At 63.0% G+C, this 25,586-nt stretch carries 24 protein-coding genes and 5 tRNA genes; 17 read left to right on the top strand and 12 right to left on the bottom strand.

Annotation, left to right across the window (positions count from 1 at the left end):
• Positions 1 to 291 precede the first annotated feature (291 nt).
• Together QD228_RS06635 and hisC are read right to left on the bottom strand one after the other, a co-directional pair.
• Positions 292 to 735: a VOC family protein gene (locus QD228_RS06635; RefSeq protein WP_240499622.1), complete on the bottom strand. Its 444-nt coding sequence runs from the start codon at positions 733 to 735 to the stop codon at positions 292 to 294.
• 119 nt (positions 736 to 854) lie between these two features.
• A complete protein-coding gene (gene hisC / locus QD228_RS06630; protein WP_084209842.1) occupies positions 855 to 1,910 on the bottom strand; it encodes a histidinol-phosphate transaminase in 1,056 nt (351 codons plus the stop codon).
• Positions 1,911 to 2,181: 271 nt separating this feature from the next.
• On the opposite strand from hisC, the gene QD228_RS06625 reads away from it, so the two are divergent.
• The 3 genes from QD228_RS06625 to radA all read left to right on the top strand — a co-directional run bounded on the left by QD228_RS06625 (position 2,182) and on the right by radA (position 5,569).
• On the top strand, positions 2,182 to 3,321 hold the full coding sequence (locus tag QD228_RS06625; protein WP_176493736.1) for an alkene reductase: 1,140 nt from the start codon (positions 2,182 to 2,184) through the stop codon (positions 3,319 to 3,321).
• 179 nt (positions 3,322 to 3,500) lie between these two features.
• Positions 3,501 to 3,968, top strand: a complete 468-nt coding sequence (locus QD228_RS06620; protein WP_077378513.1) for a copper resistance protein NlpE N-terminal domain-containing protein — start codon at positions 3,501 to 3,503, stop codon at positions 3,966 to 3,968.
• A gap of 185 nt (positions 3,969 to 4,153) precedes the next feature.
• Entirely contained in the window at positions 4,154 to 5,569 is a 1,416-nt protein-coding gene (gene radA / locus QD228_RS06615; RefSeq protein ID WP_077378515.1) for a DNA repair protein RadA, read from the top strand.
• Positions 5,570 to 5,680: 111 nt separating this feature from the next.
• Here the strand turns inward: radA and QD228_RS06610 are convergent, their stop codons facing one another.
• Positions 5,681 to 6,325, bottom strand: coding sequence for a DUF1415 domain-containing protein (locus QD228_RS06610; RefSeq protein ID WP_279874836.1), 645 nt, complete (start codon positions 6,323 to 6,325; stop codon positions 5,681 to 5,683).
• A gap of 277 nt (positions 6,326 to 6,602) precedes the next feature.
• Here QD228_RS06610 and QD228_RS06605 point away from each other — a divergent pair, with 277 nt between their 5' ends.
• Positions 6,603 to 8,447 (top strand): SulP family inorganic anion transporter, encoded by a 1,845-nt coding sequence (locus tag QD228_RS06605; RefSeq protein ID WP_279874835.1) that lies wholly within the window; start codon positions 6,603 to 6,605, stop codon positions 8,445 to 8,447.
• A gap of 157 nt (positions 8,448 to 8,604) precedes the next feature.
• On the top strand, positions 8,605 to 9,711 hold the full coding sequence (mnmH, locus tag QD228_RS06600; protein ID WP_077378521.1) for a tRNA 2-selenouridine(34) synthase MnmH: 1,107 nt from the start codon (positions 8,605 to 8,607) through the stop codon (positions 9,709 to 9,711).
• Between the two features lie 35 nt (positions 9,712 to 9,746).
• On the opposite strand, the gene QD228_RS06595 is transcribed toward mnmH, so the two are convergent.
• A complete protein-coding gene (locus QD228_RS06595) occupies positions 9,747 to 10,361 on the bottom strand; it encodes a type 1 glutamine amidotransferase (RefSeq protein ID WP_164850387.1) in 615 nt (204 codons plus the stop codon).
• 215 nt (positions 10,362 to 10,576) lie between these two features.
• On the opposite strand from QD228_RS06595, the gene QD228_RS06590 reads away from it, so the two are divergent.
• The 3 genes from QD228_RS06590 to QD228_RS06580 all read left to right on the top strand — a co-directional run bounded on the left by QD228_RS06590 (position 10,577) and on the right by QD228_RS06580 (position 12,556).
• A complete protein-coding gene (locus QD228_RS06590) occupies positions 10,577 to 10,870 on the top strand; it encodes an MGMT family protein (RefSeq protein WP_279874834.1) in 294 nt (97 codons plus the stop codon).
• A gap of 153 nt (positions 10,871 to 11,023) precedes the next feature.
• On the top strand, positions 11,024 to 11,635 hold the full coding sequence (locus tag QD228_RS06585; protein ID WP_077378530.1) for a DUF416 family protein: 612 nt from the start codon (positions 11,024 to 11,026) through the stop codon (positions 11,633 to 11,635).
• A 90-nt stretch (positions 11,636 to 11,725) separates the two neighbouring features.
• Complete coding sequence (locus QD228_RS06580) at positions 11,726 to 12,556, top strand: CHAD domain-containing protein (RefSeq protein WP_279874833.1); 831 nt, start codon at positions 11,726 to 11,728, stop codon at positions 12,554 to 12,556.
• Positions 12,557 to 12,662: 106 nt separating this feature from the next.
• Here the strand turns inward: QD228_RS06580 and hisF are convergent, their stop codons facing one another.
• The 4 genes from hisF to hisB all read right to left on the bottom strand — a co-directional run bounded on the left by hisF (position 12,663) and on the right by hisB (position 15,667).
• A complete protein-coding gene (gene hisF, locus QD228_RS06575) occupies positions 12,663 to 13,436 on the bottom strand; it encodes an imidazole glycerol phosphate synthase subunit HisF (protein ID WP_077378537.1) in 774 nt (257 codons plus the stop codon).
• Positions 13,437 to 13,448: 12 nt separating this feature from the next.
• Complete coding sequence (hisA, locus tag QD228_RS06570) at positions 13,449 to 14,195, bottom strand: 1-(5-phosphoribosyl)-5-[(5-phosphoribosylamino)methylideneamino]imidazole-4-carboxamide isomerase (RefSeq protein ID WP_077378540.1); 747 nt, start codon at positions 14,193 to 14,195, stop codon at positions 13,449 to 13,451.
• 115 nt (positions 14,196 to 14,310) lie between these two features.
• Positions 14,311 to 14,952, bottom strand: a complete 642-nt coding sequence (gene hisH, locus QD228_RS06565; protein ID WP_077378543.1) for an imidazole glycerol phosphate synthase subunit HisH — start codon at positions 14,950 to 14,952, stop codon at positions 14,311 to 14,313.
• Positions 14,953 to 15,073: 121 nt separating this feature from the next.
• A complete protein-coding gene (gene hisB, locus QD228_RS06560) occupies positions 15,074 to 15,667 on the bottom strand; it encodes an imidazoleglycerol-phosphate dehydratase HisB (RefSeq protein WP_077378545.1) in 594 nt (197 codons plus the stop codon).
• Positions 15,668 to 15,962: 295 nt separating this feature from the next.
• On the opposite strand from hisB, the gene QD228_RS06555 reads away from it, so the two are divergent.
• The 9 genes from QD228_RS06555 (at position 15,963) to QD228_RS06515 (ending at position 21,352) form a co-directional block, all read left to right on the top strand.
• Complete coding sequence (locus QD228_RS06555) at positions 15,963 to 16,409, top strand: acetyl-CoA sensor PanZ family protein (protein ID WP_077379332.1); 447 nt, start codon at positions 15,963 to 15,965, stop codon at positions 16,407 to 16,409.
• A gap of 194 nt (positions 16,410 to 16,603) precedes the next feature.
• Positions 16,604 to 19,000, top strand: a complete 2,397-nt coding sequence (locus tag QD228_RS06550; RefSeq protein WP_279874832.1) for an AsmA family protein — start codon at positions 16,604 to 16,606, stop codon at positions 18,998 to 19,000.
• A gap of 115 nt (positions 19,001 to 19,115) precedes the next feature.
• Positions 19,116 to 20,285, top strand: a complete 1,170-nt coding sequence (mutY, locus tag QD228_RS06545; RefSeq protein ID WP_279874830.1) for an A/G-specific adenine glycosylase — start codon at positions 19,116 to 19,118, stop codon at positions 20,283 to 20,285.
• Positions 20,286 to 20,424: 139 nt separating this feature from the next.
• On the top strand, positions 20,425 to 20,736 hold the full coding sequence (locus QD228_RS06540; protein WP_077378554.1) for an oxidative damage protection protein: 312 nt from the start codon (positions 20,425 to 20,427) through the stop codon (positions 20,734 to 20,736).
• A gap of 104 nt (positions 20,737 to 20,840) precedes the next feature.
• Positions 20,841 to 20,916 (top strand) — tRNA-Phe (locus QD228_RS06535).
• 5 nt (positions 20,917 to 20,921) lie between these two features.
• A tRNA-Gln gene (locus tag QD228_RS06530) sits at positions 20,922 to 20,996 on the top strand.
• A gap of 49 nt (positions 20,997 to 21,045) precedes the next feature.
• Positions 21,046 to 21,121: transfer RNA gene (locus QD228_RS06525), tRNA-Thr, on the top strand.
• 77 nt (positions 21,122 to 21,198) lie between these two features.
• A tRNA-Phe gene (locus QD228_RS06520) sits at positions 21,199 to 21,274 on the top strand.
• Between the two features lie 3 nt (positions 21,275 to 21,277).
• A tRNA-Gln gene (locus QD228_RS06515) sits at positions 21,278 to 21,352 on the top strand.
• A gap of 111 nt (positions 21,353 to 21,463) precedes the next feature.
• Here the strand turns inward: QD228_RS06515 and QD228_RS06510 are convergent.
• From QD228_RS06510 to QD228_RS06495, 4 genes are all read right to left on the bottom strand, one after another.
• On the bottom strand, positions 21,464 to 22,552 hold the full coding sequence (locus QD228_RS06510) for a sigma-54 dependent transcriptional regulator (protein ID WP_077378557.1): 1,089 nt from the start codon (positions 22,550 to 22,552) through the stop codon (positions 21,464 to 21,466).
• A gap of 342 nt (positions 22,553 to 22,894) precedes the next feature.
• Positions 22,895 to 23,281, bottom strand: a complete 387-nt coding sequence (locus QD228_RS06505) for a hypothetical protein (RefSeq protein ID WP_279874829.1) — start codon at positions 23,279 to 23,281, stop codon at positions 22,895 to 22,897.
• A gap of 116 nt (positions 23,282 to 23,397) precedes the next feature.
• Complete coding sequence (locus tag QD228_RS06500) at positions 23,398 to 24,288, bottom strand: hypothetical protein (RefSeq protein ID WP_279874828.1); 891 nt, start codon at positions 24,286 to 24,288, stop codon at positions 23,398 to 23,400.
• Positions 24,289 to 24,313: 25 nt separating this feature from the next.
• Entirely contained in the window at positions 24,314 to 25,261 is a 948-nt protein-coding gene (locus QD228_RS06495) for a CsgG/HfaB family protein (protein ID WP_279874827.1), read from the bottom strand.
• Between the last annotated feature and the right edge of the window lie 325 nt (positions 25,262 to 25,586).

The following is a 25,586-nucleotide window of genomic DNA, read 5'->3' as shown; positions in this document are numbered from 1 at the left end:
CAGGCACTTATACTGAACCGCCCCTGCAGCCCAGCTGCAGGGGCGGTTCTCTTTGTGCGCGGAAAAAGTCGTGCTCGGAGAAGTGGTGCTCGGAGAAGTGGTGCTCGGAGAAGTTGCGCAGAAAGTCCTGCGTGCGAAATAGCAGTGGGCGAAAGAAAAGAGCGAGAGGAAAGCTCCGCGTGAGCAACGTGCATATGCCACAAGAAGGCCCCTGTCGAGATATCGACAGGGGCCTTTTGTCTTCGGGGCCTTTTGTCTTCAGAGCCAGTGAAGTTTCAGCGCGCCATCACATCAGGGCGAGACTTCGTAGAGCTCGATGGGCGTACCGTCAGGGTCTGCCAGGAAGGTGAAGCGGGCGCCGGTGTATTCATCGACACGTATCGGCTCTGGCGTGGCGCCACGGGCGATCAGCAGCTCGACACAGGTGTCGATGTCCTCGGTTGCCAGCGCCAGGTGACGCAGCCCACAGGCTTCCGGATAGCTTGGGCGCTCAGGCGGTGACGGGAAGGAGAACAGCTCCAGCTGGATACCGCCCGGCAAGCGCAGGTCGAGCTTGTAGCTGTCGCGGGCTTCACGATAGGCCTCGTGGATCACCTGCGCATCCATGACCTCGAGATAGAAGCGCCTGGCGCGTGGGTAATCAGCGGTGATGAGTGCCACGTGATGCACTCGCGTCAAAGGCAGGCGCGCTGTCGAAGTGGCACTTGATGCCATGGTGGGACGTTCCGTTGTCATATGGTTGCTCCTGCTGAGAGTCTTCGGTGGCGAATGCCCGAGTGACATCCTGATGAAAGAAGGCGCCCAGTGGGCGCCTTCTTTCATTGAACCCATCACGGGTCATGCTGTGCGCTATCTCAACGACACAGGGTTTCCAGGGCTTCGATCAGGCTGTCCATCTCGGCATCGGTACCGATGCTGATGCGCAGATGGTCACGTAGCGCATCGGTGTTGAAGTGGCGCACCAGGATGCCCTGCTCGCGAAGGCCGATGAACAGCTTGCCGGCATCATGGGTCGGGTGAGTCGCCAGCACGAAGTTGGTCTGTGACGGCAGGATCTCGAAGCCCAATGCGGCCATGCGATCGCGCGTCTGCTCACGGGTAGTGATGACGCGTGTGCGGCACTCATCGAAATAGGCGGGATCACTGAGCGCGGCGACGCCGACCTGCTCGGCCAGACGATCGATGGGGTAGGAATTGAAGGAGTCCTTCACGCGCTCCAGGCCCTCGATCAGCTCCCGCGAGGCCACGGCATAGCCAAGGCGAATGCCCGCGAGGCTACGCGACTTCGAGAAAGTGCCTGACACGACCAGATTCGGATACTGATGAATCAGCGGGATGGCGCTTTCCCCCCCGAAGTCCACGTAAGCTTCATCCACCAGCACCACGCTCTGCGGGTTGCGCTCCAGCAGCGCGGCAATCGCCTTGCGGCCATGGCCATGCCCTGTCGGGGCATTGGGGTTGGCGAAGATGATGCCGCCATTGTCACTGCCGAAGGCTTCGAGATCGACTTCCCAGTTGTCGGTCAGCGCGATGCTGCGTGATTCGATGCCATACATGCGGCAGTAGACCGGATAGAAGCTGTAGCTGATGGAGGGCAACAGCAGCGGCTTGTCCTGACGGAAGAAGGCCTGGAAGGCCAGCGCTAGTACCTCGTCGGAGCCATTGCCGACGAAGACTTCCTCTGCGGCCACATGGAAGGTCTCGGCCAGGGCGGCGCGTAGCGAGCTGGAACTCGGGTCCGGGTAGCGACGCAGGTCAGAGGCATTGAACTCGCGCAGCGTCTGTTCCACGGCCGGGGCCGGCGGGTAGGGGTTTTCATTGGTGTTCAGCTTGATCAGCTGTTCACGCGGTTGTTCGCCGGGGACGTAGGGGGTCAGGTCGTGGACCTGTGGGCTCCAGTACTTGCTCATGATTTCTCGCCGCTGGTGACAGTGCATGACCCGTGTCATGGATAGGTTTCATGTTGCCCGCTGGATCGTCGCGGTACAAGCATCGGCAGGCTCTCGCATGAGTCGCGAGGATGCCGCGTGGCGCGACCTGGCGCATTGTTGCCATCCCAGCATTATTCTCATGCACCGCGTGCGCTTGAAGCATCAGCTGGCGCACCGCATGTCACTGGCATGCCCGCCCGGTTCGCCCGAAGCGGCGGCTGGCGAAAGATCAGAGACTCAAGGAGCACCGATGACTGCCAACACCAAGGCCCCGTACGCCGACACCCTGCTTGATCCGGTCACGCTCGGTGATCTCACCCTGCCCAATCGTATCCTGATGGCGCCACTGACCCGAGCGCGCACGCCGGACAGCATTCCCGGTGAGCTTCAGGAGGTCTACTACGGACAGCGTGCCGGCGCCGGCCTGATCATCAGCGAGGCGACCAACATCTCGCCGACCGCGCGTGGTTACGTCTACACACCGGGTATCTGGACGGATGAGCAGGAAGCCGGCTGGAAGGGCGTCGTCGAGGCAGTGCACGCCAAGGGTGGACGCATGGCGCTTCAGCTGTGGCATGTCGGGCGTGTCTCGCACGAGATGGTGCAGCCGGATGGCCAGCCACCGGTCGCGCCCAGCGCCCTGCGTGGTGAAGGCGCCCAGTGCTTCGTCGAGTTCGAGGATGGCAGCAGTGGTCGCCACCCCACCAGCACGCCGCGTGCGCTGGAGACGGAGGAAATCCCCCAGCTGGTCGAGGACTATCGTCAGGCTGCCGTGCGCGCCAAGCGTGCCGGCTTTGACATGATCGAGGTGCATGCCGCCAACGCCTATCTGCTCAACCAGTTCATGGCGACCGGTACCAACCAGCGCACCGACCAGTACGGTGGTTCGGTCGAGAATCGTGCGCGCCTGACACTGGAAGTCGTCGATGCCGTCGCCGAGGTCTTCGGGCCGGAGCGCACCGGCATCCGTCTGACGCCCTTCATCGAGATCTTCGGTCTCACCGATGACGAGCCGGAAGAGATGGCCTTCTACATGGCAGACCAGCTCTCCAGACGTGGCATTGCCTACGTGCACGTCAACGAGCCGGACTGGGCCGGCGGCGACGTCAAGTTCACCGATGACTTCCGCCGCGCACTGCGGGAGCGCGTCAAGGGCGCGCTGATCTTCTGCGGTCATTACGACGGGGAGCGTGCGGCACGCATCATCGACGAGGGCATTGCGGATGCCGTCGCCATCGGGCGCCCCTACATCGCCAATCCGGACCTGGTCGAACGCCTGCGTCTGGATGCGCCGCTCAACGAGCAGGATCCTGATACCTTCTACGGTGGCGGTGCCGAGGGCTACACCGATTATCCCTTCCTCGACAACGGGCATGATCGCCGTGGCTGAGGCCGACATGATTTAGCGAATGGCGTTCGATAAACGCCATCGGGGGTGGCCTCACGGGGCTGATACCCGCTATTCTTGAGCGTGGAAGCTCGTGAGCGGTCCGTCTGTCGAGGCAGTCGGGCCGCTCGCCGTCGATAGCGCTGACGCTGCTATCGAATCATCGCCTTAAGGAGGATTCAATGCAGATCAGGACTCTGATGGTGGGAGCCGCGCTGATGGTCGGTCTCGCCGGGTGCGCATCAACGGCCCAGACGACGGATGGTGCCGCTGCCAATGACGCCACCGAGACAGCCAGCGAGCAGGTTGCCGTCTACAAGGGCACCCTGCCGTGTCGTCGTTGCACGGGCATTGACCTCGATGTGCGTCTCAAGGGAGCGGAAGATGCTGCCCCGGAAGCGCGTACCTTCAGTCTCGATGCCACCTATCGCGATCATCCGCAGCAGCCCGCGCCGGAGCACTACGAGGGTCAGTGGGATGTGCTGTCAGGTACGGTGACCGACCCGAATGCCACCGTCTATGAGCTGACGCCGAATGGCGAGGGCCAGACCTACTACTTCCTGCGCCTGGACCCCCAGACACTGGAACTGGTCGACCCGCAGAAGCGCCGCTTCCAGAACGGCGAGACACTGCGTCTCAAGCGCGAGTGATGCCACCGCGTGTCATGCACGCGTAAGGTGACAGCAAGGCGGCGCAAGCCGCCTTGCTTGTGTCTGGCATCCGTGTCGGGCGTTCGCATCGAGCGCCCCTGCCTGGTGCCACCGGGCGATGCGGGGCATGGGTGCCATGCCGGGCGAGGTGGTCCGAAATCATTACTCCCTGACAGGATGGTCTGATGGCGAAAGCAAAGAGCGCCTTCGTATGTACCGAGTGCGGTAGCGAATTCTCGAAGTGGCAGGGGCAGTGCAGCGGCTGTCGCGAGTGGAATACCCTGCAGGAGATTCGGGTCGGTGCCACGGTATTGCCGGGGGCTGCGCCGGCTGCCGGGGGCATCAGCACTGGCGGGGCGTCACGTGGCGCCACCAGCGCCAGAGGCGGCTATGCCGGCACGCTGAGTGACAATGTGACGGATCTGTCCAACGTCTCGCTGGCCGAAGTGCCGCGCTTCTCCTCTACCTTCGGTGAGTTTGATCGCGTGCTTGGCGGCGGTCTGGTGCCTGGCTCCGCCGTATTGCTCGGCGGGCACCCCGGCGCCGGCAAGTCGACGCTGCTGCTGCAGACCGCCTGCAAGCTGGCGCAGCACAAGCGTTCGCTCTACGTCACCGGTGAAGAGTCGCTGTCGCAGGTGGCGATGCGTGCCCATCGACTGCAGCTCCCGACCCAGGGACTCAAGATGCTGGCCGAGACCAGCGTCGAGACGATTCTGGCCACCGCCGAGCGCGAGAAGCCAGAGGTGTTGATCATCGACTCCATCCAGACCATGCATCTGGAGGATCTGTCATCCGCGCCGGGTGGTGTCTCGCAGGTGCGTGAGTCCGCCGCCGCGTTGACCCGCTTCGCCAAGCGAACCAACACCGTGCTGCTGCTGGTCGGCCACGTGACCAAGGACGGCTCGCTGGCCGGACCCAAGGTGCTGGAGCACATGATCGACGCCTCCCTGCTGCTGGAGGGCGATGGTGATTCGCGCTTCCGCACCCTGCGCGGACAGAAGAACCGCTTCGGCGCGGTCAACGAGCTGGGCGTGTTCGCCATGGTCGAGCTTGGCCTGAAGGAGGTGAAGAACCCCAGTGCGATCTTCCTGTCACGCAGCGAGGAGCAATCCTCCGGCAGCCTGGTGATGGTGGTCTGGGAAGGGACTCGGCCGATCCTGATCGAGGTCCAGGCGTTGCTGGACGATTCGCCGCTGGGCAATCCCCGGCGCGTCGCGGTCGGTCTGGATGGCAACCGACTCTCGATGTTGCTGGCCGTGCTCAACAAGCACGGCGGCCTGTTCACCGGCGATCAGGATGTCTTCCTGAACGTGGTGGGCGGGGTCAAGGTGCTCGAGACCAGCGCCGACCTCGCGGTGCTGTGTGCGGTGGTATCCAGCCTGCAGAACCGCCCGCTGCCGCGTGAACTGGTGGTGTTCGGTGAGGTCGGCCTGTCCGGCGAGATCCGCCCGGTGCCCAGTGGGCAGGAGCGCATCGTCGAGGCCGCCAAGCATGGCTTCACGCGCGCCATCGTGCCCAAGGGCAATGCCCCCAAGAATCCGCCCAAGGGCATGACGATCGTCGCGGTCGACAAGTTGTCCCAGGCGCTGGAAGCCCTGTGATGGCTGCCGGCAGCTGCCACGCGCAAGCTTTCCGGTGACATTCCGCCTGAAACGCACAAGGCCAGCCTCGCGGCTGGCCTTGTGCATATGGGATTGCCACTGGGCGTGATGTCAGTCCTGGTTGTCAGCCTGACGGGCGGCGTGAGCGCAGGCCTTGAGGCGCGCGACCAGCTGCTCGACGCCACGCTCGCGCATCAGTGCCTCGTTGCGCGCCGGCACCTCTTCCACATCCCCAGAATAGGCATTGATCGCCGCCTCGACCGAGCTTTCCCGCAGCAGGTGCAGCATCGGGAAGGGCGAGCGGTTGGTGTAGTTCGCGGCGTCGTCTTCCTCGGTATCCTCGAAGACATAGTCCGGATGGAAGCTGGCCAGCTGATAGATGCCCTCATAACCCTGCATCTCGAGCAGTGCCTCAGCGTAATCCAGCAGCTCCAGATAGGCATCGAAGTCGCGGAAGCCATCCTTGAAGATCACCAGGGTGGTTTCGGCATCGCGATTGGCATCGAGGTTGAGGAGTTCATCGCCGAGTGCCTGCAGGCAACGCTCGAGTCCCGCGCCGGGGATGACGGCGTACTGGACGCTGTTGCGCGCCACTTCACGTGCCGCGAACGGGCATAGATTGTCCGCGATGATGTGCGTCTCGACCCACTGGCGGGTGGTCTCGATGGCCTCGGCCTCACTGACCTCAAGTGCAGGCGTATAGCCGGCCGACGGGGTGGAAGAGGTGGTGTCAGCAGGCGTAGCGTCGGTGGTCATGGCGTCAGTGTCCGCAGCGGTGTCAGGAGGGTGCATTGTCACTGCTCATGCCGGCCATGGCCAGTCCGGATTGGCAGCGCGCCACGATTGTCGCCGGTATCGCTACCGGCAAAGGGAGCCCCGGGCCGGCGAGTACGGTTCGCTGACACGCTGTTTCATCAGCGTATTCAGGGATAGACTTGCCGGGGCCGGACGTCGCCACGCCCGGCCCCGGCGTCGTTTCTTCACGGAGGCGATGGCCTCTCCCGCAGCCCACGCACCTTCATGGAGGCACTTCTTGACCGCTGACAATCCACCGCCACGCCAGCCTGCCGATGATGCCTCTGCCACGTCGAGTGCCACGGCATACCGCCTGTCACGCCTGCTGCCGTTTCTGGGCTGGATGCGCCAGCTGTCGCCGAGAGATGCGCGCGCGGACCTGATCGCCGGGCTGAGCGGTGCGGTGCTGGTACTGCCTCAGGGGGTGGCCTACGCGCTGATCGCGGGGTTGCCCCCGGCGCATGGACTCTATGCCGCCATCGTGGTCGCGATCATCGCCGGACTCTTCGGCTGCTCGCGGCATATGGTCAGCGGGCCGGCCGCCGCCATCTCGATGGTGGTCTTCGGTACCGTCTCGACCCTGGCCACCCCCGGCAGTCCGGAATACCTGCCGCTGGTGCTGGCGCTGACCTGCATGGTCGGCATCATCCAGCTCGCACTCGGGCTGCTGCGCATGGGGGCGCTGGTCAATCTGATCTCGCATACCGTGGTGATCGGCTTCACCGCCGGTGCCGGCGTATTGATCGCCACCAGTCAGCTCAAGCATCTGTTCGGTATCGCGCTGGGAGATGCCTCGAGCTTCCTCGGCACCTGGTGGGCATTGCTTGGGCACCTGGAAGACACCTCGTGGGCGACCCTGATCACCGGCCTCAGTACGCTCGCCAGTGCCTTGCTGGTACGGCGGGTGAATCGCAGACTGCCGTGGATGCTGGTCGCGATGGCCGTCGGTTGCGGGGTTGCGGCATTGCTGGGTGGCAGCGAGGCAGGCATCCCGATGGTGGGGGCTCTCTCCGGCAGCCTGCCGCCGCTTTCTCTGCCGCCACTGGGGTTTGACACCCTGCGCTCGCTGGGCGGTGCGGCCTTTGCGCTGGCGGTTCTCGGCCTGATCGAGGCGGTCTCCATCGCCCGCGCCATCGGGGTACGCTCGCACCAGCGCATCGATGGCAATCAGGAGTTCATCGGCCAGGGGCTGTCGAATCTGGTCGGCAGCTTCTTCTCGTGCTTCGCCGGCTCCGGCTCCTTCACCCGTTCAGGGGCCAACTACGATGCCGGCGCCCGCACGCCGCTGTCGGTGATGATCGCGGCCCTGATCGTGCTGGCGGTGCTGTTGCTGGTGCCGAATGTCACGGCCTGGCTGCCATTGCCCGCCATGGCGGGCCTGATCATGGTGATCGCCGCCAACCTGTTCGAATTCAGTCATATCCGTCAGATTCTCACCGTCAGCCGCGAGGAAGCGGTGGTGCTGGTGATCACCTTCCTCGCCACGCTGCTGCTGCCGCTTGAGTTCGCCATCTTCGCCGGCGTGCTGGTGTCGCTGGTGCTGTATCTGAATCGCACCTCGCGTCCACGTCTGGTGGAAATGGCACCGGACCCCGAACACCCGGAGCTGGGCGTGCGCAATGCCGAGCGCTATCAGCTGACCCAATGCCGTGAGGTCGTCATCCTGCGAGTGGATGGCTCGCTGTTCTTCGGCGCGGTGGACCACGTCCAGCGCAAGCTGGCGCGCTATACCGGCAAGCACGTCATCCTGCTCGGCACCGGCTGCAACTTCATCGACATCGCGGGGGCCGAGATGCTCGAGATCGAGCAGCGCCGCCTACAGGATGCCGGCGGCAGCCTGAGCATGTGCGGCTTCCGACGCTACGCGCTGGAAGTGATGGAGCGCGGAGGCTTCCTTGAGCGCATGGGGGATGAGCACTACTTTCATACTGCCGAGGCGGCCATTGCCGCGCTGCGCGAGGCAGTGTCCGAGGCGCATCGGCCACACGACGGCGAGCCGGCCGCATGTGCGTCCTGCCCGCTGTTCGGCCCTGACAGCATCGGCCCGAGCCAGGGCATTCGCCTGACGCCGCCGCTGGCCTGAGCGGGCCGTGCGGCAGCTGACAGGGCGAGAGTTGGCGGCACGCGAGACGGCAAGGCTGGGGGCCATGTCGTGCATGCGATAGAATGCCTGCCATCGATGTGCCGGGTGCGAGTCGACGGCCATTGCCTCATTTCCGTTTTCCAGTCGAGAGATGCCCATGAGTTTGCCCACCGTGGCGGCCAGCTGCGATCTGATTCGCGATGGCCGTCCGCTGATCGATGTGCGTGCACCGATCGAATTTGCGGCCGGCTCCCTGCCGGGGGCCGTCAACCTTCCGCTGATGGATGACGAGGAACGTCACCGGGTCGGTCTGCAGTACAAGCAGGTCGGCCCGGAGTCGGCGGTGCATCTGGGTCATCAGCTGGTCAGTGGCGGGATCAAGCGCGCCAGGATTCGTGCCTGGGTCGAGCACGTCGAGCGCCATCCCGAGGCGGTTCTCTACTGCTTCCGGGGCGGCATGCGCTCTCAGCTCAGCCAGCAATGGTTGAAGGAGGCAGGCATCGAGCGCCCGCGGATCGCCGGGGGCTGGAAGGCCATGCGTCAGCAGCTTTGCCAGCATATCGATGAGCGCGTCGAGCAGGCCCCGATGCTGCTGATCGGGGGCCTGACCGGCTGCGCCAAGACCGAGCTGATCCATGCGCTCGACAATGGCATCGACCTGGAAGGCTGCGCGCGCCACAAGGGCTCGGCCTTCGGCCGTCATCCCTTCCCGGCACCGAGCCAGATCGACTTCGAGCATCGCATCAGCGCCGAGATGCTGTCACTGGCCGCGGACGCGCCCACCGTCATGGAAGATGAGTCGCGCTTCATCGGCAGCGTCAACATTCCGCTGCAGGCATGGCGCGCGATGGAGGCTGCCCCGCTGGTGAGAGTCGAGATGCCACTGGACTGGCGACTGGTGCAGATTCAGAAGGACTACATCGAAGGGCTGTGGGCCACCTACAGCGGGCACTATGGTGACTTCCTTGGCTGGGCACTGCTGCAGCGTCAGCTGCGTCAGGCGTTGCTGCGTCTGCGCAAGCGGTTGGGCAGTGCACGTCTGGCGCGCCTGATTCGCATGCAGGACATCGCCTTCCGTGAACACAAGCGAGGCAATCCCACTGCCCATGAAGGCTGGCTGGCCCCGCTGCTCAGCGAATACTACGACCCCATGTACCGTTATCAGCTCGAGAAGCACGAGCGTACCTTCCTGCATGTCGGCGACTGGGACAACACGCTCGCCTTCGTGCGTGACTGGAGTGCCACGCATCGCTGGCAGCGCTGAGTCGTCGTAGGGCCCCAGCGCCGCCCGGGAGCGCCTCAGGCGTCGAGCCAGTCCACCAGCAGGCGGTCCAGCAGGGCGGCCTGCCGATCAAAGCGCTTCGGGTCTTCCAGCAGCGCGTCTTCTGACTGCACTCCGCGACCCTCATTCGGGGCGGGGTGATGCCGGAGACGGTCACGCGTTGCGCCGGCATCCAGATGGGGATGGAAGTTGAGCGCCAGCACCCGGCCAGCATCCCAGCTGAATCCGGCGATCGGGGTATGCTCACCGCTGGCCAGCAGCTCGCAATCCTCCGGCAGGCCACAGATCTCCTCATGCCACAGCAGCGTCTCGAATTCGGCGGGCAGTCCCACGGGACACTCGTCACTGCGCGTGAGCGTGGCCCAGCGACGCTGCGGCACCACGGCCGGAGACACGATGGCGCCGAGTTGCTCGGCGATGAGGCGCGCGCCCAGCCCGATGCCCAGTACGGGGCGGTTGCTGTTGAGCGCGCGGCGAATCAGCTTGCGCTGCAGGCGCAGTGGCTGTGATTGGGTGCTCTCGGCACCTGACAATGGCTGAGGGCCATCCAGGATCACCAGCGCCTGGAAATCGTCGATGCCGGGGAGCGTCTCGCCATCCAGCGGGAAGCTGGTGTTGTAGCTGTGGCCCATGCCGACAAGCCAGTCGCTCAGGCGTACAGAGTCCTGCCAGCCTTGTGATCGTGGCAGGGCATCAGTCGCTGAGTGAGGCGCTGCGTCGGGGATAAGGCCTTGATGTATGAAGTAAAGGTGCATGGCGTCATCATGCGTGAGCGCCATGGCAGCGTAAAGACTTCTGTGCCATCACGACGGCGTACCCAACAGTGACATGACGAGGGGAGAGCAGCATGCGGGCCGAACTACTTGAACAGATCTACACCGTGGTGGCACAGATTCCCGAAGGTCGCATCACCACCTATGGGCGTATCGCCAAGATGACCGAGGGTGCCAGCGCACGCATGGTCGGCTCGGCGATGCGTCACCTGCCGGATGGCCATCAGCTGCCATGGCATCGCGTGATCAATGCATCGCTCAAGGTCACCGACCACGGTGGCGCGGTGCGTCAGCGCGAGAAACTGCGCAGCGAAGGCGTGCTGTTCGATGCTGTCGGTCGCGTGCCCAGAGAATGTCTGTGGCCCTGAATCTCGCCGCGGCAAAGTCTCGTTCGTCAGACTGCCTGAGTGCGCTACCCTAACGCATGTCCCATGCCATCTGTGGCGGGCTGTCGGCTGGCGGATTTTTCCTCCCGACATGTGCCCCGCCTCTTTGAAAAGTGAAGTGAGAAGAGAGCCGTCATGACTCAGCCTGTTCCCGGTTTCCGCGCGCGTCTGGAAGCGCTGGCCCCCGTTCGCCGTACCGCCTTCATGGCAACGCTGACCGAGCGACTCCTGCCCAATGCCGGCTTCTACGCCGAGGCCAATGGCACCGCCAGCGCGCTGGAGACCACGCGCGAGTTGCGCAAGCTGCTGGACCTCGTCTGGGAGCAGCTGCGCGTTCGCGATGCCAAGATCGATTTCTCGCTGCAGGCCGAGAAGGTCACGGCCTTCGAGCCCGACGAGCATGACGACAGCTTCGGTGCGCGCCGTGCACTGGAAGCCGTCATGGCGCTGACCGCCTGCATCGATGTGCTGATCAGTGAGGAGCCGGAAGCCGCGCTCAAGGTCAGTCGCCTGTCCGCCGATGGCGTTCGCGCGCTGATCGACCTGCAGGCCGGTGAGGGCATCGAGCAGGAAGCGCTGGAAGCCATGATTCGCGAACATCCGCTGATGGTCGATGAGCGCGACTTCCAGGACGCCGTGCTGGAGAGTGTCGAGGCTCCGCGTCTTGAGCGTGATGACTGGCGAGCGCTCAAGCGGCTGGGGCGTAACGAGGATGTCAGCAATCTGGGGCTATCCTTGCAGGAATGAGCCCCCGGAAGACCGGGTGAGCGAGCCTGCCCGGCTGACACTGGCAGCCAGGCCATTCCCTTGGAGAGACAGATGGGCAAGACGAGTCAGATGCTTTCCCGCACAGGCGTTGATCCCTTGAATGGCCTGATCCTCGCGCATCTCGAGTCAATGCAGCAGCATCTGGCGCAGGCGACGCTCACCGCGCAGGAGGTCCATGCGCTGCGCGTCGACTGCAAGCAGCTGCGGGGCTGGTGGCAACTGCGACGTGAGTCACTGGGCAAGGCGGCGGTGAGTGAGCATCAGGCGCGTCCGCGCGCCATCGCCAGGGCATTGGCCGGCCCGCGTGAGGCGCGCATGCTGCGCAAGACCCATGCGCGCGCCTATGCCTGGGTGGATGAGCGTAGCCAGCGTCTGCTGGATGCGCTGCGTCCGGGGCTGATCAGTGCCGCATTGAGCGAGTCGGTGGCGGAGCTGGATCACGCACCTCTGAAACGGCTGCTGAGCGACGAGGTGGCCGCCTGGCAGGCCGCTCCGCTGACGGGGGAGGAGTTCACGGCCGGATTGGAATTCAGTCGTCACCGCCTCCACAAGCTGGCGGCGCGGGTGATCAGCGAGCGGGAGATCGAGACGTCCCACCGGCTGCGCAAGTGGATCAAGTACCGCAGGTTCCAGCTGGCACTGGTGCATGCGGCGCTGGGGGAGACGGCAGGGCGTGAACTCGAGTCACCGAGTCGTGGGCGTCGTCGTGAGCCGGAATTGCTCGACAAGGCAGCATCCCGTCTGGGCAATCAGCATGACCTTGCCGAGCTGGCGCTGTGGGTCGGCGAGCGGGTGATGCTGCCCGCCGCCGAGAAGCATCTGGTGGGTGATATTCTGCGACTTGCCGACCAGCGACTCGAGCAGGCGCTCACGCCACTGGCGAAGCTGGGCTACGCCTGAGTGCTGTCGTCGCCTGACCTGTGGGTAATGTCTCTGAAGACACGAACGCCGCCATTCCCTGAGGAGTGGCGACGTTCGTGTATCTACCTGACGCGAAGGAGATCGCTCAGAGGCGCATCTCGATGCCGCGCTCGGCCATGTAGGCCTTGGCTTGCGGGATGGTGTACTCGGCGAAGTGGAAGATGCTGGCGGCCAGCACCGCATCCGCCCCGCCCTCGAGCACGCCGTCCACCAGATGGTCGAGGGTGCCGACCCCACCGGAGGCGATCACCGGCACGCTGACGGCGTCGGAGATGGCGCGTGTCACGCCGAGATCGAAGCCGGCCTTGGTGCCATCGCGGTCCATGCTGGTCAGCAGCAATTCACCGGCGCCCAGCTCGACCATCTTCTTCGCCCACTCGACAGCGTCGAGCCCGGTTGGCTTGCGCCCGCCGTGGGTGAAGATTTCCCAGCGCGGAGTCTCGCCCTCTTCGCTGACGCGCTTGGCGTCGATGGCGACCACGATGCACTGGCTGCCGAAGCGGTCCGCCGCTTCACGCACGAAGTCCGGGTTGAACACGGCGGCGGTATTGATCGAGACCTTGTCCGCGCCGGCATTCAGCATGGTGCGGATGTCCTCGCAGGTGCGGATGCCACCACCGACCGTCAGCGGGATGAAGACCTCACCGGCGATGCGCGACACCATGTCGACCGTGGTGCCACGGTTGTCGACGCTGGCGGTGATGTCGAGGAAGGTGATCTCGTCGGCGCCTTGCTCGTTGTAGCGCTTGGCGACCTCGACCGGATCACCGGCATCGCGGATACCGACGAAGTTGACGCCCTTGACGACGCGACCGGCGTCGACGTCCAGACACGGGATGATGCGTTTGGCGAGTGCCATGATCGCTCCCCCTCAGGCCGTGCGGCCGGTGATGGCGTCGGACAGCGCCTGTGCTTCGGCGATATCCAGGCTGCCTTCATAGATGGCGCGACCGGTGATGGCGCCGAGGATGCCCTGATCGGCCACTTCGGCCAGGCCACGGATGTCATCCAGATTGGTCACGCCGCCGGAGGCGATCACCGGGATGCCGCCTTCGCGGGCCAGTGCCACGGTAGCCTCGATGTTGACGCCCTGCATCATGCCGTCGCGGGCGATGTCGGTGTAGACGATGGAGGACACGCCGTCATTGGCGAAACGCTTGGCAAGCTCGGTCGCCTTGATGGTGGAGACCTCGGCCCAGCCATCGGTGGCCACGAAGCCGTCACGCGCATCGAGACCGACGATGATGCGGCCCGGGAAGGCGCGGCACATCTCGGCGACGAAGGCCGGTTCCTTCACGGCCTTGGTGCCGATGATGACCTGACCGACGCCGGCCTCCAGATAGTGCTCGATGGTCGCGGCATCACGGATGCCACCGCCGATCTGGATCGGCAGCTCCGGGTAGGCGCGGGCGATGCGTGTCACCGCGTCACCATTGACCGGCTTGCCTTCGAAGGCACCGTTGAGATCGACCAGATGCAGGCGGCGACCACCGGCCTCGACCCAGCGCGCGGCCATGGCCAGCGGGTCATCGCCGTAGTTGGTGGAGTCTTCCATGCGGCCTTGCTTCAGGCGTACGCACTGACCGTCCTTGAGATCGATCGCGGGGATTACCAGCATGTCGGGTGTCCTCTCGGCGTGTCTTGGCACGCCTGAATTGTCGTCGGTATATCGAAGGCGGATGAATCGGTGCCCGACTCGCAAGGCAGGCACCGACGGTCACGCAGGTGAGCCCTCAGGGCTGCCAGCGGACGAAATTCTCGAGCAGCTTGAGGCCGGCGGCCGCACTCTTCTCCGGGTGGAACTGCACCGCGAACAGGCTGCCCTCACCGATGGCGACGTGCGCCTCGGCACCGGCGTAGTGAGTCGCGCCGAAGACCTGTGAGCGCTCGGCAGCCGAGACATAGAAGCTGTGCACGAAGTAGAAGCGCGAGTTGTCCTCGATGCCTTCCCACAGCGCATGGCCCTGGGTGTGGGCGACGTGGTTCCAGCCCATGTGCGGCACCTTGAGACGCTGGCCGTGTTCGTCCAGCTGCTTGTCATCAAAGCGCTTCACATCGCCCTTGAAGTAGGCGAGGCAATCGATGCCACCGTTCTCTTCACTGCGCTCCATCAGCATCTGCTGACCGACACACACGCCCAGCAGCGGCTTGCTGTGGTTGCTCAGCAGTTCGCCGACCAGCCCGCGCAGTTCGGCGCGCTCAAGCTCGCCCATGCAATCGCGGATGGCGCCCTGACCGGGCAGCACCACGCGGGTCGCACCACGGATGGCGCGCGGGTCACTGGTGATCACGACATTCTCGTCAGCCACATGCTCAAGTGCCTTGGCGACGGAGTGCAGGTTGCCCATGCCATAGTCGATGACGGCAATCGTCATGTCTTTCTCCCGCAGGCCGGAGGGGATTCCGGCATTGGATGTTCATGCAGAGGAAGTGCCACCCGGTGCCCGGCAAGCGGCAATGGCTGGCGACACATCCTCTGGCCGCGCGTCACGACGCTTACAGCGAGCCCTTGGTGGAGGCGATGCGGCCTCCCATGCGCTCGTCCTCTTCCACCGCCATGCGCACGGCACGGCCGAAGGCCTTGAAGATGGTCTCCGCCTGGTGGTGGGCATTGAAGCCCTTGAGGTTGTCGATGTGCAGCGTGGCGCCGGCATGGTTGACGAAGCCCTGGAAGAATTCCCAGAACAGCTGCGTATCGAAACGCCCGATGTTGCCGCGCGTGAACTCGCACTGCATGAACAGGCCCGGGCGACCGGAGAAGTCGATCACCACGCGTGACAGGGCTTCGTCCAGCGGCACGTAGGCATGGCCGTAGCGGCGGATGCCGGCCTTGTTGCCGAGCGCCTGCGCGAAGGCCTGGCCGAGAGTGATGCCGATGTCCTCGACGGTATGGTGGTCGTCGATGTGCAGATCACCGTCGCAGTCGACGTCGATGTCGATCACGCCGTGACGGGCGATCTGGTCCATCATGTGTTCGAGGAAGGGCACGCCGGTGTTGGCGCTCAGCTTGCCTTCGCCGTCCAGATTGATGCGAACCCGAATCTTGGTTTCCGAGGTGTTGCGATGAACCTCGGCGATACGCTCTGCCATGATGTCTCTCCAGCGGTCGGTGACCTCACCGCGGCTTCGGGGCTGATGAGGTCTGGCGCAGTCTGGGGCCTGGGTGTGAGAGGCGTATGTCCAGTCCGGCCGGGAAGTGCGCATCATGTGGTTGTTGTCATGTGATGTCGCAAGTGAAAGCGTGATCCAGTGACGTTGTCGAGGTTGCGGGTCACTGATCGATGGCAGACGCGTCGTCCTTGCCTGCCCAGCCCGTCATTATAGAGAAAGGACAACGGCATCCGCTACAATGGCGGGCATTCATATCGCGGGCGAGGATCTCACCATGCCGGTCACTCTTCAGATGATCGATCACGCACGCTGGCAGGCCGATGAGCAAGTGCGCATCGACCTGTCACGCATCTATCACGAAGCCCCCGGTGAACGCCTGCCACTCGCGCCGGATGAGTTCATTCAGGCCAGCCTGGAGACCGGTCATCGCTTCTGCACCGCCTTCTTCAATGATCGCCATATCGGCGCCCTGCTGTGCGAGGACGATGGAAGGGCATGGCGCATCCGTCATTGCTGCGTGCGCAAGAGCACCCGTCGACGCGGGGTGGGAACGCGCCTGATGGCATTGATGTCGCTGGAAGCGGCGGCGCGTGAGCGCCTGCTGGTCGTGCCGGATCAAGGATTGACGCTGGCTGACGAGCTTCTGCTGTCGCGGCTCGGTTACGTGAAGGATGCCGAGCAGCAAGGCTTCGTGCTGGCCCAGACAGATAGCGAAAGCTGACGGCTGGACCGGCGTGACAGGAACTGATGACGCCGGGGCCTGTCCACCGCAGGTGAACGTTGACGCTGGCGTCTGGCATCGGGCGCACGTTCGCGCCCTCAGGTGCGACAATCGGGATCATTCACACGTGCCGGGCAATGCCTTCAGGAGCGAAGGCAGCCCGGACATCTCATCGTGTCAAATGGAGGACGCAGATGAAAGCACTGTTCAGGGCCTTGCTGGCCATCGTCGGAGTACTGGCGCTGGTCGTGGTGGCGGGGGTGATCTATGTCACCACCTTCCTCGACCCGAATGATCTCAAGCCGCGTCTGGTCAAGGCGGTCAAGGACCAGGCGGGGCTGGAGCTGGCCCTGAACGGTCCGCTGGACTGGTCGTTCTACCCGCGTCTGGGCGTCAGTGTCGAGGACGCCCAGACCTGGCTGCCGGAGCAGGCTCACGACCAGACACCCTTCGCCTCCTTCAAGCGTGCCGAGGTCGGGGTGTCCTTCGCACCCTTGCTGAGCGGTGAGGTGGAGGTCGAGGGCGTGTTCCTCGATGGCCTGAAACTGGACCTCAAGCGAGACGCTGACGGGCGAGGCAACTGGGAGAGTCTGTTGCAGCATGCTGCCGATGCCGCCGAGAGCGGTGCGGCGGACAAGGCCCTGCCTCCCGCCAAGAGTGCCGGTGTCGCCATGGCCGATGAGACGCAGGGAGATGCCGGTGTCAGCGATGGCGCTGAAGGCATGGCCGTCAATCTCGATATCGCCTCGATTCAGGTCACCAATGGGCAGATCACCTACCAGGATGCTGCCAGCGGTCTCGACATGACGCTCAATGAGCTGGCATTGAGCTCCAGCAACGTCAGCCCGACCAAGGCGTTCCCGGTGGAGCTGTCCTTCGTGGCGGAGGGGCGTGAGCCTGAGCTGCGCAGCACCATCAACCTGGACGGCAAGGTGGCGCTGGACCTTCAGAACGGTCGCCATGTCCTGACCGGCATCAGCCTGGATACCGCCACCAGCATGCCGTCGCTGAGCGAGCAGTCCCAACAGCTGGCGCTGGAGATCGATACCCTGACACTGGATACCGAGCAGCAGCGCTATCGCATCGAGGGTGGGGAGCTGGATGCCTCGCTCAACGAACCGTCGCTGGGAGAGAAGGCGCTGCCGGTGAAGGCGACCTTCGGGGCGGAAGCGGATCTTGCCGAAGGCACCGCGACGCTCTCCGATCTGCTGCTGACCTCGGGCAGTGACCTGCGTCTGAGCGGGGCGCTCAAGGCCAGTGACATCACGGGCGAGGCGCTGAGCTACAGCGGGCAGTTCAAGCTGGCCCCGCTGTCGCCCAAGGCGTGGATGACGCGGGTCGGCATGCAGGCACCGCAGACGGCACGCGGCGATGCGCTGACCTCGCTGGCATTCTCCAGCCCGCTCAAGGGCGACCTGTCACAGGTACAGCTGACCAACCTGGTGATGGCGCTGGATGACACCACCATCAACGGACGTCTCGGCTCCTCCTTCGATGCCTCGCAGATCACCTTTGATCTGGATGTCGATGCGCTGAATCTGGACGACTACCTCCCGCCGCAGACCAGCGAGAAGACCGCGAATCTCGGTACGGGGGTGACGGCAGGACTGGTGGCGCCGGCCTACGCGGCTGACGGCGATGCAGAGGTGTTGCCGGTGGAGCTGCTCAGAACTCTCGGGCTCAAGGGCCAGCTGGACATCGCGAACCTCACGGCATCCGGACTCGAGATGCGCAAGGTGTCCGCCAAGCTGTCCGGCCAGCCGGGACTGCAGCAGCTCGATAGCCTGACGGCCAGTCTGTACGGCGGTAGCCTGGCAGCCAGTGCCCGCATCGACAGTCGCAAGACACCGCTGACCATGAGCTTCGGCGAGAAGTTGACCAATCTGGATATCGCGCCATTCCTCAAGGCGCTGGCGCCTGAGCAGGATGACATCCTGCGTGGCCGTCTGACCCTCAATGGCGACTACACCACCAGCACCAATCAACTCGACAGCATGAAGCGCAACCTGAATGGTTCAGGTGACTTCGAGATCCGCAATGGCGAGATACTCGACGTCAACGTGTCCGAGAAGATGTGCACCACGGTGGCGACGCTGAGTGGCAAGACGTCCTCGCGTGACTGGGCAGCGAATACCCCGCTGGAACGCGCACAGGGCAGCTTCAAGGTCACCAATGGCGTGATCAGCAATCAGGATCTGGCACTGGCAATCCCGGGTATCGCGCTGGATGGCAAGGGGCAGCTCAACCTGCCGACCGAAGCCTTTGACTACAACGTGGCGGCGCGCTTCATCGAAGGAACGGATGACGCTGCCTGTGAGGTCAATCCGCGTCTGGTCAAGTTGCGTTTCCCGGTGCAGTGTCAGGGCAATCTGAGCGGTGAGCCGGGCGAATGGTGCGGCTTTGACCAGAAGGGCTTCCAGACGGCCGCCGCGGAACTGGCCAAGGATGAAGCCAAGCGCAAGGCGGGCGAGAAGGTCAGCGAGAAGCTGGATGAGAAGCTCGATGAAGACACGCGCAAGAAGATCGATGACAAGCTGGGCGAAGGCGCCAGCGACAAGCTGAAGGGCGCGATTCAGGGGCTGTTCAACTGATCACGCGCTCCTAGCACAGCAAGACCGGCACGCCAGTCCCTCGGGGCTGGCGTGCTGCCGTTGGAGCCCAGACCATGGCGCGCCATGGTACGAGTCACGAGTAGAGGAAGTCTTGATGGCGGTACCTGACACTGCGGCCACGCCTGACGTGGCGGCGTCTGATACCCACGCCCCGCCAGGCGTGGCAAGCATTGCGCTGAGCCCGGAGGAATTCCAGGCCCGCGTGTTCGACTGGTTCGATGAGCATGGCCGCAAGCACCTGCCCTGGCAGGAGAACACCACCCCGTATCGTGTATGGGTCTCGGAGATCATGCTCCAGCAGACCCAGGTCACGACGGTGCTGCCCTATTACGCGCGCTTCATGGAATGCTTCCCGGATGTCGCCGCGCTGGCGGCGGCGGAGATCGATGAGGTACTGCACCTGTGGACGGGGCTTGGCTACTACGCCCGGGCGCGCAATCTGCACAAGGCCGCTCAACAGGTGGTCGCTGAGTATGGCGGCACCTTCCCGGTCGAGAGTGTCGAGGCACTGTCGGCCTTGCCAGGTATCGGGCGCTCGACCGCCGGGGCGATCATCAGCATCAGCACCGGACAACGGGCGCCGATTCTCGATGGCAACGTCAAGCGCGTGCTGGCTCGCCTGCATGCCGTGGAAGGCTGGCCGGGACGTCCGGCGGTGGAGCGCAAGCTGTGGGCATTGGCGGAGCGCTATACCCCGCAGATGCGGCTGGCGGACTGGACCCAGGCGATGATGGATCTCGGGGCCACCCTGTGCACGCGCGGCAGCAAGCCGGATTGTACGCGCTGTCCCTTCGAGGAAGTCTGTGTGGCGCATGCACGCGGCGAGGAAAAGCGCTTCCCCGAGAGCAAGCCCAAGAAGGCTATTCCGACACGTCAGACGCTGATGCTGCTGGTCAGTGACGAGACGGGCCGGATTCTGCTCGAACGACGCCCACCAACGGGCATCTGGGGCGGCCTGTGGGCGCCGCCGCTGGTCGAGAACCGCGAGGCCGCGCGGGAGTGGGTCGCCCGTGAAGCGCGAGGCGCGCATCTGGAGGCGCCGCTGGACAGTTTCGAGCATGTCTTCAGCCACTTCCGGCTGACCATCACGCCGCAGCCGGTCCAGCTGGGAGCGGCGGAACTGACGCCGTCGGCGGAGGATGGCGTCAACGAACACGGAGCAGACCGCCGTTTCGTCGACCCCGCCGCGCCGGATGCCGTGGGCCTGCCGGCACCGGTCAAGGCGCTGCTGGCACGCTGCACGGATGATCTGTTCGGGCTGTGAGCGAGTCGCTCTCATCGACAGGCCTCGGACGCCTGGGGGAAACCCGCTCAAGCGTGCGAGAATGAGGCAATCGATTGAGCGTCTGGCGAAGGCTCGGCGCTCAACCGCACTGACATCCAGTTCTCTTACGGAGTTACCCATGCGCACCGTACATTGCCGCAAGTATGACCAGGACCTGCCGGGTCTCGACTTTCCGCCGCTGCCGGGCGAGAAGGGCCAGGATATCTGGGCCAACGTCTCGAAGCAGGCATGGGAAGAATGGCAGGCGCTGCAGACACGCCTGATCAACGAGAAGCACCTCAACATGATGGATGCCGACAGCCGTCGCTATCTGATGGAGCAGATGGAGCGTTTCTTCCGCAACGAAGAGACCGATCAGGCCGAAGGTTTCGTCCCGACTGACGCCGCCGCCAAGGGCGAAGCGCAGGGCGGACAGGGCTACGAAGTCTGACGAGACGGCGAGGGCGATGGAAAACGAATAACGACGCCAAATTCTTGATAAGCAAGGGTTGACGTCGGGAAAGGTTTTCTATTTAATACGTCCTCGTTGGCAAGGGCCAGATAGCTCAGTTGGTAGAGCAGGGGATTGAAAATCCCCGTGTCGGCGGTTCGATTCCGTCTCTGGCCACCAAGTGTTGGGGTATAGCCAAGTGGTAAGGCACCGGTTTTTGGTATCGGCATTCCCAGGTTCGAGTCCTGGTACCCCAGCCAGCTGACATGCAGTAACGTAGTAAGAAGACTCATATCATGAGTTCTTTGTGCCGGCTTAGCTCAGTTGGTAGAGCAACTGACTTGTAATCAGTAGGTCGAGGGTTCGACTCCTTTAGCCGGCACCATCTTCAGGCTTCTGTAGATGAACGAAGAACGCAGGATATCGAAGTCGCCCAGGCGGCTTTTTTTGTGTCTTCCGGTCGGCCAGATAGCTCAGTTGGTAGAGCAGGGGATTGAAAATCCCCGTGTCGGCGGTTCGATTCCGTCTCTGGCCACCAAATTGGGGTATAGCCAAGTGGTAAGGCACCGGTTTTTGGTATCGGCATTCCCAGGTTCGAGTCCTGGTACCCCAGCCAATTCTGGCTAGCAGATGAAGTCGCAGGATGAATTCGGCAGCCAACAGAAAAGCCACCCTCCGGGGTGGCTTTTTTGCGTCTGGCGTCTGCTCGCCTTGCGTCTTTCGGCGCTCAATGCGCGGCAGATGAGCCGGGGTGATGGGCCTGCCAGCTGAGGCGTTTGCGATAGATGGTCGATGGGGCGATTTCCAGAATGGCAGCGGCACGCGGAATGCTGCCATCGCATGCCGCTATCACCGTCTCGATGGCATCCCGCTCCACCATCCACAGCGGGCGCTGCCAGAGGCCCTGGTTCTCGGCGCCGGGTGGTGCGTGCTCGAGTCTCTCGTGTGAGCCGCCGTGTGCTGGCAGGTCCAGCATGGCGGCCGTGAGACTCTCGCCCTCGTGGAGGATGATGGCGCGGCGCAGGGTGTTTTCCAGCTCGCGCACGTTGCCCGGCCAATCGTGGGCCAGCAGCGCCTGCTCCGCGCAGGCGCTCAGGCTGGTGAAATGCTTGCCTTCGTGGCTGGCCATGCGACTCAGCAAGCCGTTGGCGATCTCGAGAATGTCACTTCCGCGCTCGCGCAGGGGCGGCACCTTGAGCGGGATGACGTGCAGGCGGTAGAAGAGGTCTTCGCGGAAGCGATGGGTCTCCACCAGCTGACGCGGGTCCTGATGCGTGGCGCAGACGATACGGCAGTTGACCTCGACCGTGCGTGTCGCGCCCACGGGCATCACCTGGCCGGTCTGCAGAAAGCGCAACAGCTTGCTCTGCAGTGGCAAGGGCAGTTCGGCGATCTCATCCAGGAACAGCGTCCCGCCATCCGCTGCCACGGCCAGGCCCTGCTGGGCACTGACGGCACCGGTAAAGGCGCCACGCACATGCCCGAACAGCTGTGATTCCAATAGCTCCGCCGGGATGGCAGCACAGTTGACGGCGATGAAAGGGCCTTCGCGTACCGGGCTGTGGCGGTGGATGGCAGTGGCGCATAGCTCCTTGCCGCTGCCGCTTTCGCCGGTGATGAAGATGGGGGCGTCCGAATGGGCGACCTGTATGAGGGTGCGATAGAGGGTCTGCATGGACGATGAGCCTCCGATGAACCCCTCAAAACCGTTAGGCCGGCCTGTCGGTAGAGACTTCACCCGTGCGGGGGAGTCGACAGTCAGATTCAACGCAGTGGTGATCGGCGTAGCCTGATGGTGAGCCTTCAGTGCGGTCATGAGTGATGTTCCCTTGCTGCTGGACCCCTGTCAGCAGCTCGTAGAGCATCGCTGCAGGAGCATAATTGTCGGGCTGCTTCTGGTGACAGCCTCTCGGAAGGACACACGCTCCCCAAGCGTTGAGTCTTCGTCATGCGGGTTGTTGCGCGTCCTTTTCCAAGCTTACTCAAACGTGAGAGATGATCATGGCGGCTTTTAGTGGGTTTTTTCCGCTGCGCGCGAGGGTCAGATATCTCATCCCACCCGTTGGCATGATGACCAACTCTCTCCTCACGTTTGACACGTGAGTCTGATGTTCTCAAGTGCCCTGCCTGGGCCGTCACGCCTTGCCCGGGCGGGACATCATGGGGCTTCTTCCTCTTCATCATCCGCATTGTTGTGGGTGATGGTGAAATCCGTTGACGACGTCTGCGAGCTGCCATCGGCGGACTGGTCCGCCGTGCTGTCGATGGTGCCGGTGGAACCATCACTCAGCGTCTGTTCGATCTGTTGCCAGTTGCCGATCGAGGTACTGCTGCCGGTATTGAGGGTGTATTCCCCGATATTGGTATCGGACCCTTCACCCAGGCTGCCGGCCTTCTTGCTCTCATAGAGAATCAGGGCGGTTTCTGCGCTACGTGCCGGAAAGTCGTAGGGGAAGGGCCCCATCAGCGAGTTGGCGCTGGCAGTCGTGGCCAGCAGGCATCCCGCGCTGACGACCCCCAGGCTGATACGTGTGAAAGCATTCATGTCTTGCTCCTTTCGATCTGTGAAAGATGCAGTATCTGATGCGTGAAGACTATGATGTCGGCAGGTACTGAAACACACGCGGGTCGCCCCGCGTGTGTTGGTTGCCTGCTGAGGATTTACGGAGTAACGGGGCCGACGGAGACGGACATGTTGTTACCCACAGAGGTGGCCGTATTGCTGATGACTGGGCCATCGAAGCTGCCTGCCGGCGGCAGATCCAGCGTGATGCCGCTGACTGTGGCAGTCGAGCTGATGTTGGCGAAGCTCATCTGGGTATTGTCGGCAATCAAGGCGCTATTGATATCGGTGCTATCCAGAGTGACCGACAGATTGTTACCCACGGAGGTCGCGGAATTGTCCACGGTCAGGTTGAGGATGTCGTTGACCGTAGCCAGTGAGACGACATTTGCCAGCTGGGGGCCGTGGGAGTGACGACCATGCCCACCGCCATAGAGTTCGCTTCCGGACAGGGTCTGCTCATTATGCAGATTGACCATGGCATCGCTGTCGATGGAGATATTGTTGCCCACCGAGGTGGCAGCATTTTCCAGTGCCTCAAGCTTGGAGATGTCAGGATTGGGCGTTGAGCCGGCATAGCTGATATAGACATCCACATCGGCCGATGCTTTCGCCATGGCATCAGCATCAGCTTCAGCTTTTAAGCCTTTGAATCCGGCACTGGCCTCGGCACTGGACTTGGCTTTGGCTTTGGCGCTGAGGCTATCCACCAGCTCTATGGTCGGGTCGCCTGCTTCGCCAGCGCCGTAGCTGATATCACTGACGATAGCTGTGGATGACACATCGCCGACTTGCTTCTGCAGGCTTTCGATCATGACCAGGCCGCCCGGGTCTGTGATGCCCGGATCAATATAGACGTCAATGTTGACATCGGTATTTACCTGTCCATCCCAGTCCCAGTCCACTTCATCGAAGGCTTGCGCCTGACTTGCCATCATCACACTACTTACGAGACCGATGGCGACTGCGAGCTTATTATAGGTAGTCATTGTCATGTTCCTCATGAATGTTGACTTATTGTGCTGCGCTGGATGCTGCCGGTACTTCTGATGCGGGTGCTGCTTGCAACGGTGTTGCGACTGCTTCATTGCCACTTGCTGCATTGCTGCTGGTATTGGCTGCGGCCACTTGCTGCGTGTTGCTATTGTCATCTGCAACATGCTGTCCCGGGTGCAATGCACATTCCTGTCCCGCAGGTACAGGAAGTCCCAGGCCTTCAGTCAGAAGCTGATACGCGCCCATCTCCACGACTGATCTCACCCCCAACTGCAGTGGTTCATTGCGCACTGCGCCGGAGTCAAACTCGATCAACTGATTGCCGAAGAAGCGGTAGATACCGGCTTCGACTTCGTAACCGACCACCTGCTTCTGCAGGCTGGTGACATAGACGGTGCGGAATGTGCGGATATCGACCATGCGTAGATCCAGACCGACATTGATGACTGCAGTACGTAGTCCGGCCCCGATTCCGCTGACGAACAGGCGGGCACCGCCGCTTGAAATGTTGTAATTGAGCTCTGTGAGAGCACCGAGAACCACGAAATGTGAAGGGAGAACTGCCAATTTACGCGGCGAGTAGGCCATTGCCTTATTCTCGAAAAGCTGCTGCTCTGCCAGCGGGACTCGAACATCGAGACGCTCGGTAAGATGTACCTTGCGAGTCTTGTAGAGGGCACTGATCAGCATCTCGGATACGCCCTGGGTCACGGCAGCACTCTCTGTCACGGTGGAGTAACTGCGTTGACCGGTCTTGTCCGTCACCTGACCCACTGCAATTACAGGCAGGTTGGTGGCACCTTGCACCCGGCTGAGTGATACGAGGCATTCACTATATGGCGTGTTGTTTGAGGTGACTGGTGGCCCTACGACCGGTTCGACATTGTCGAATTTCGGTTCGACAGCTGCGCAGCCCCCCAGCACTGTGGCCATGCAAGCGGCCAGACAAATCCGTGGCTTGAACATGCTGGAAGTTCCCCTGGTGTGACGCATTGTCCTGCGCCGTTCTTGTACTCTGATATGTGTCTATCAGTTGTGATGCCGTGACTTTACAGGGGCATTAAGTGTGCCAACTAAATTCACAATAGTTCACAACAACTTACGCTTATTGTCTGGTGATCATTCGCGATGCGATTTGCAAAAGGCGAAGCGTATTGGGGTGAATTGTCAGGAGGCAATGACAAGGAATGAGGCGATATATGAGTCATGATGTCTTTCATGCATGAGGCGCGTGGCCACCGCGTGAATGATGAAATGATCTATCGGGGTGACTGAGGAATCTTGTCATCCG

Origin of the sequence: Cobetia sp. 3AK (genome assembly GCF_029846335.1) — a bacterium.
Taxonomy (GTDB): Bacteria; Pseudomonadota; Gammaproteobacteria; order Pseudomonadales; family Halomonadaceae; genus Cobetia; species Cobetia marina.
This window is presented reverse-complemented; position numbering and strand designations above follow the sequence as displayed.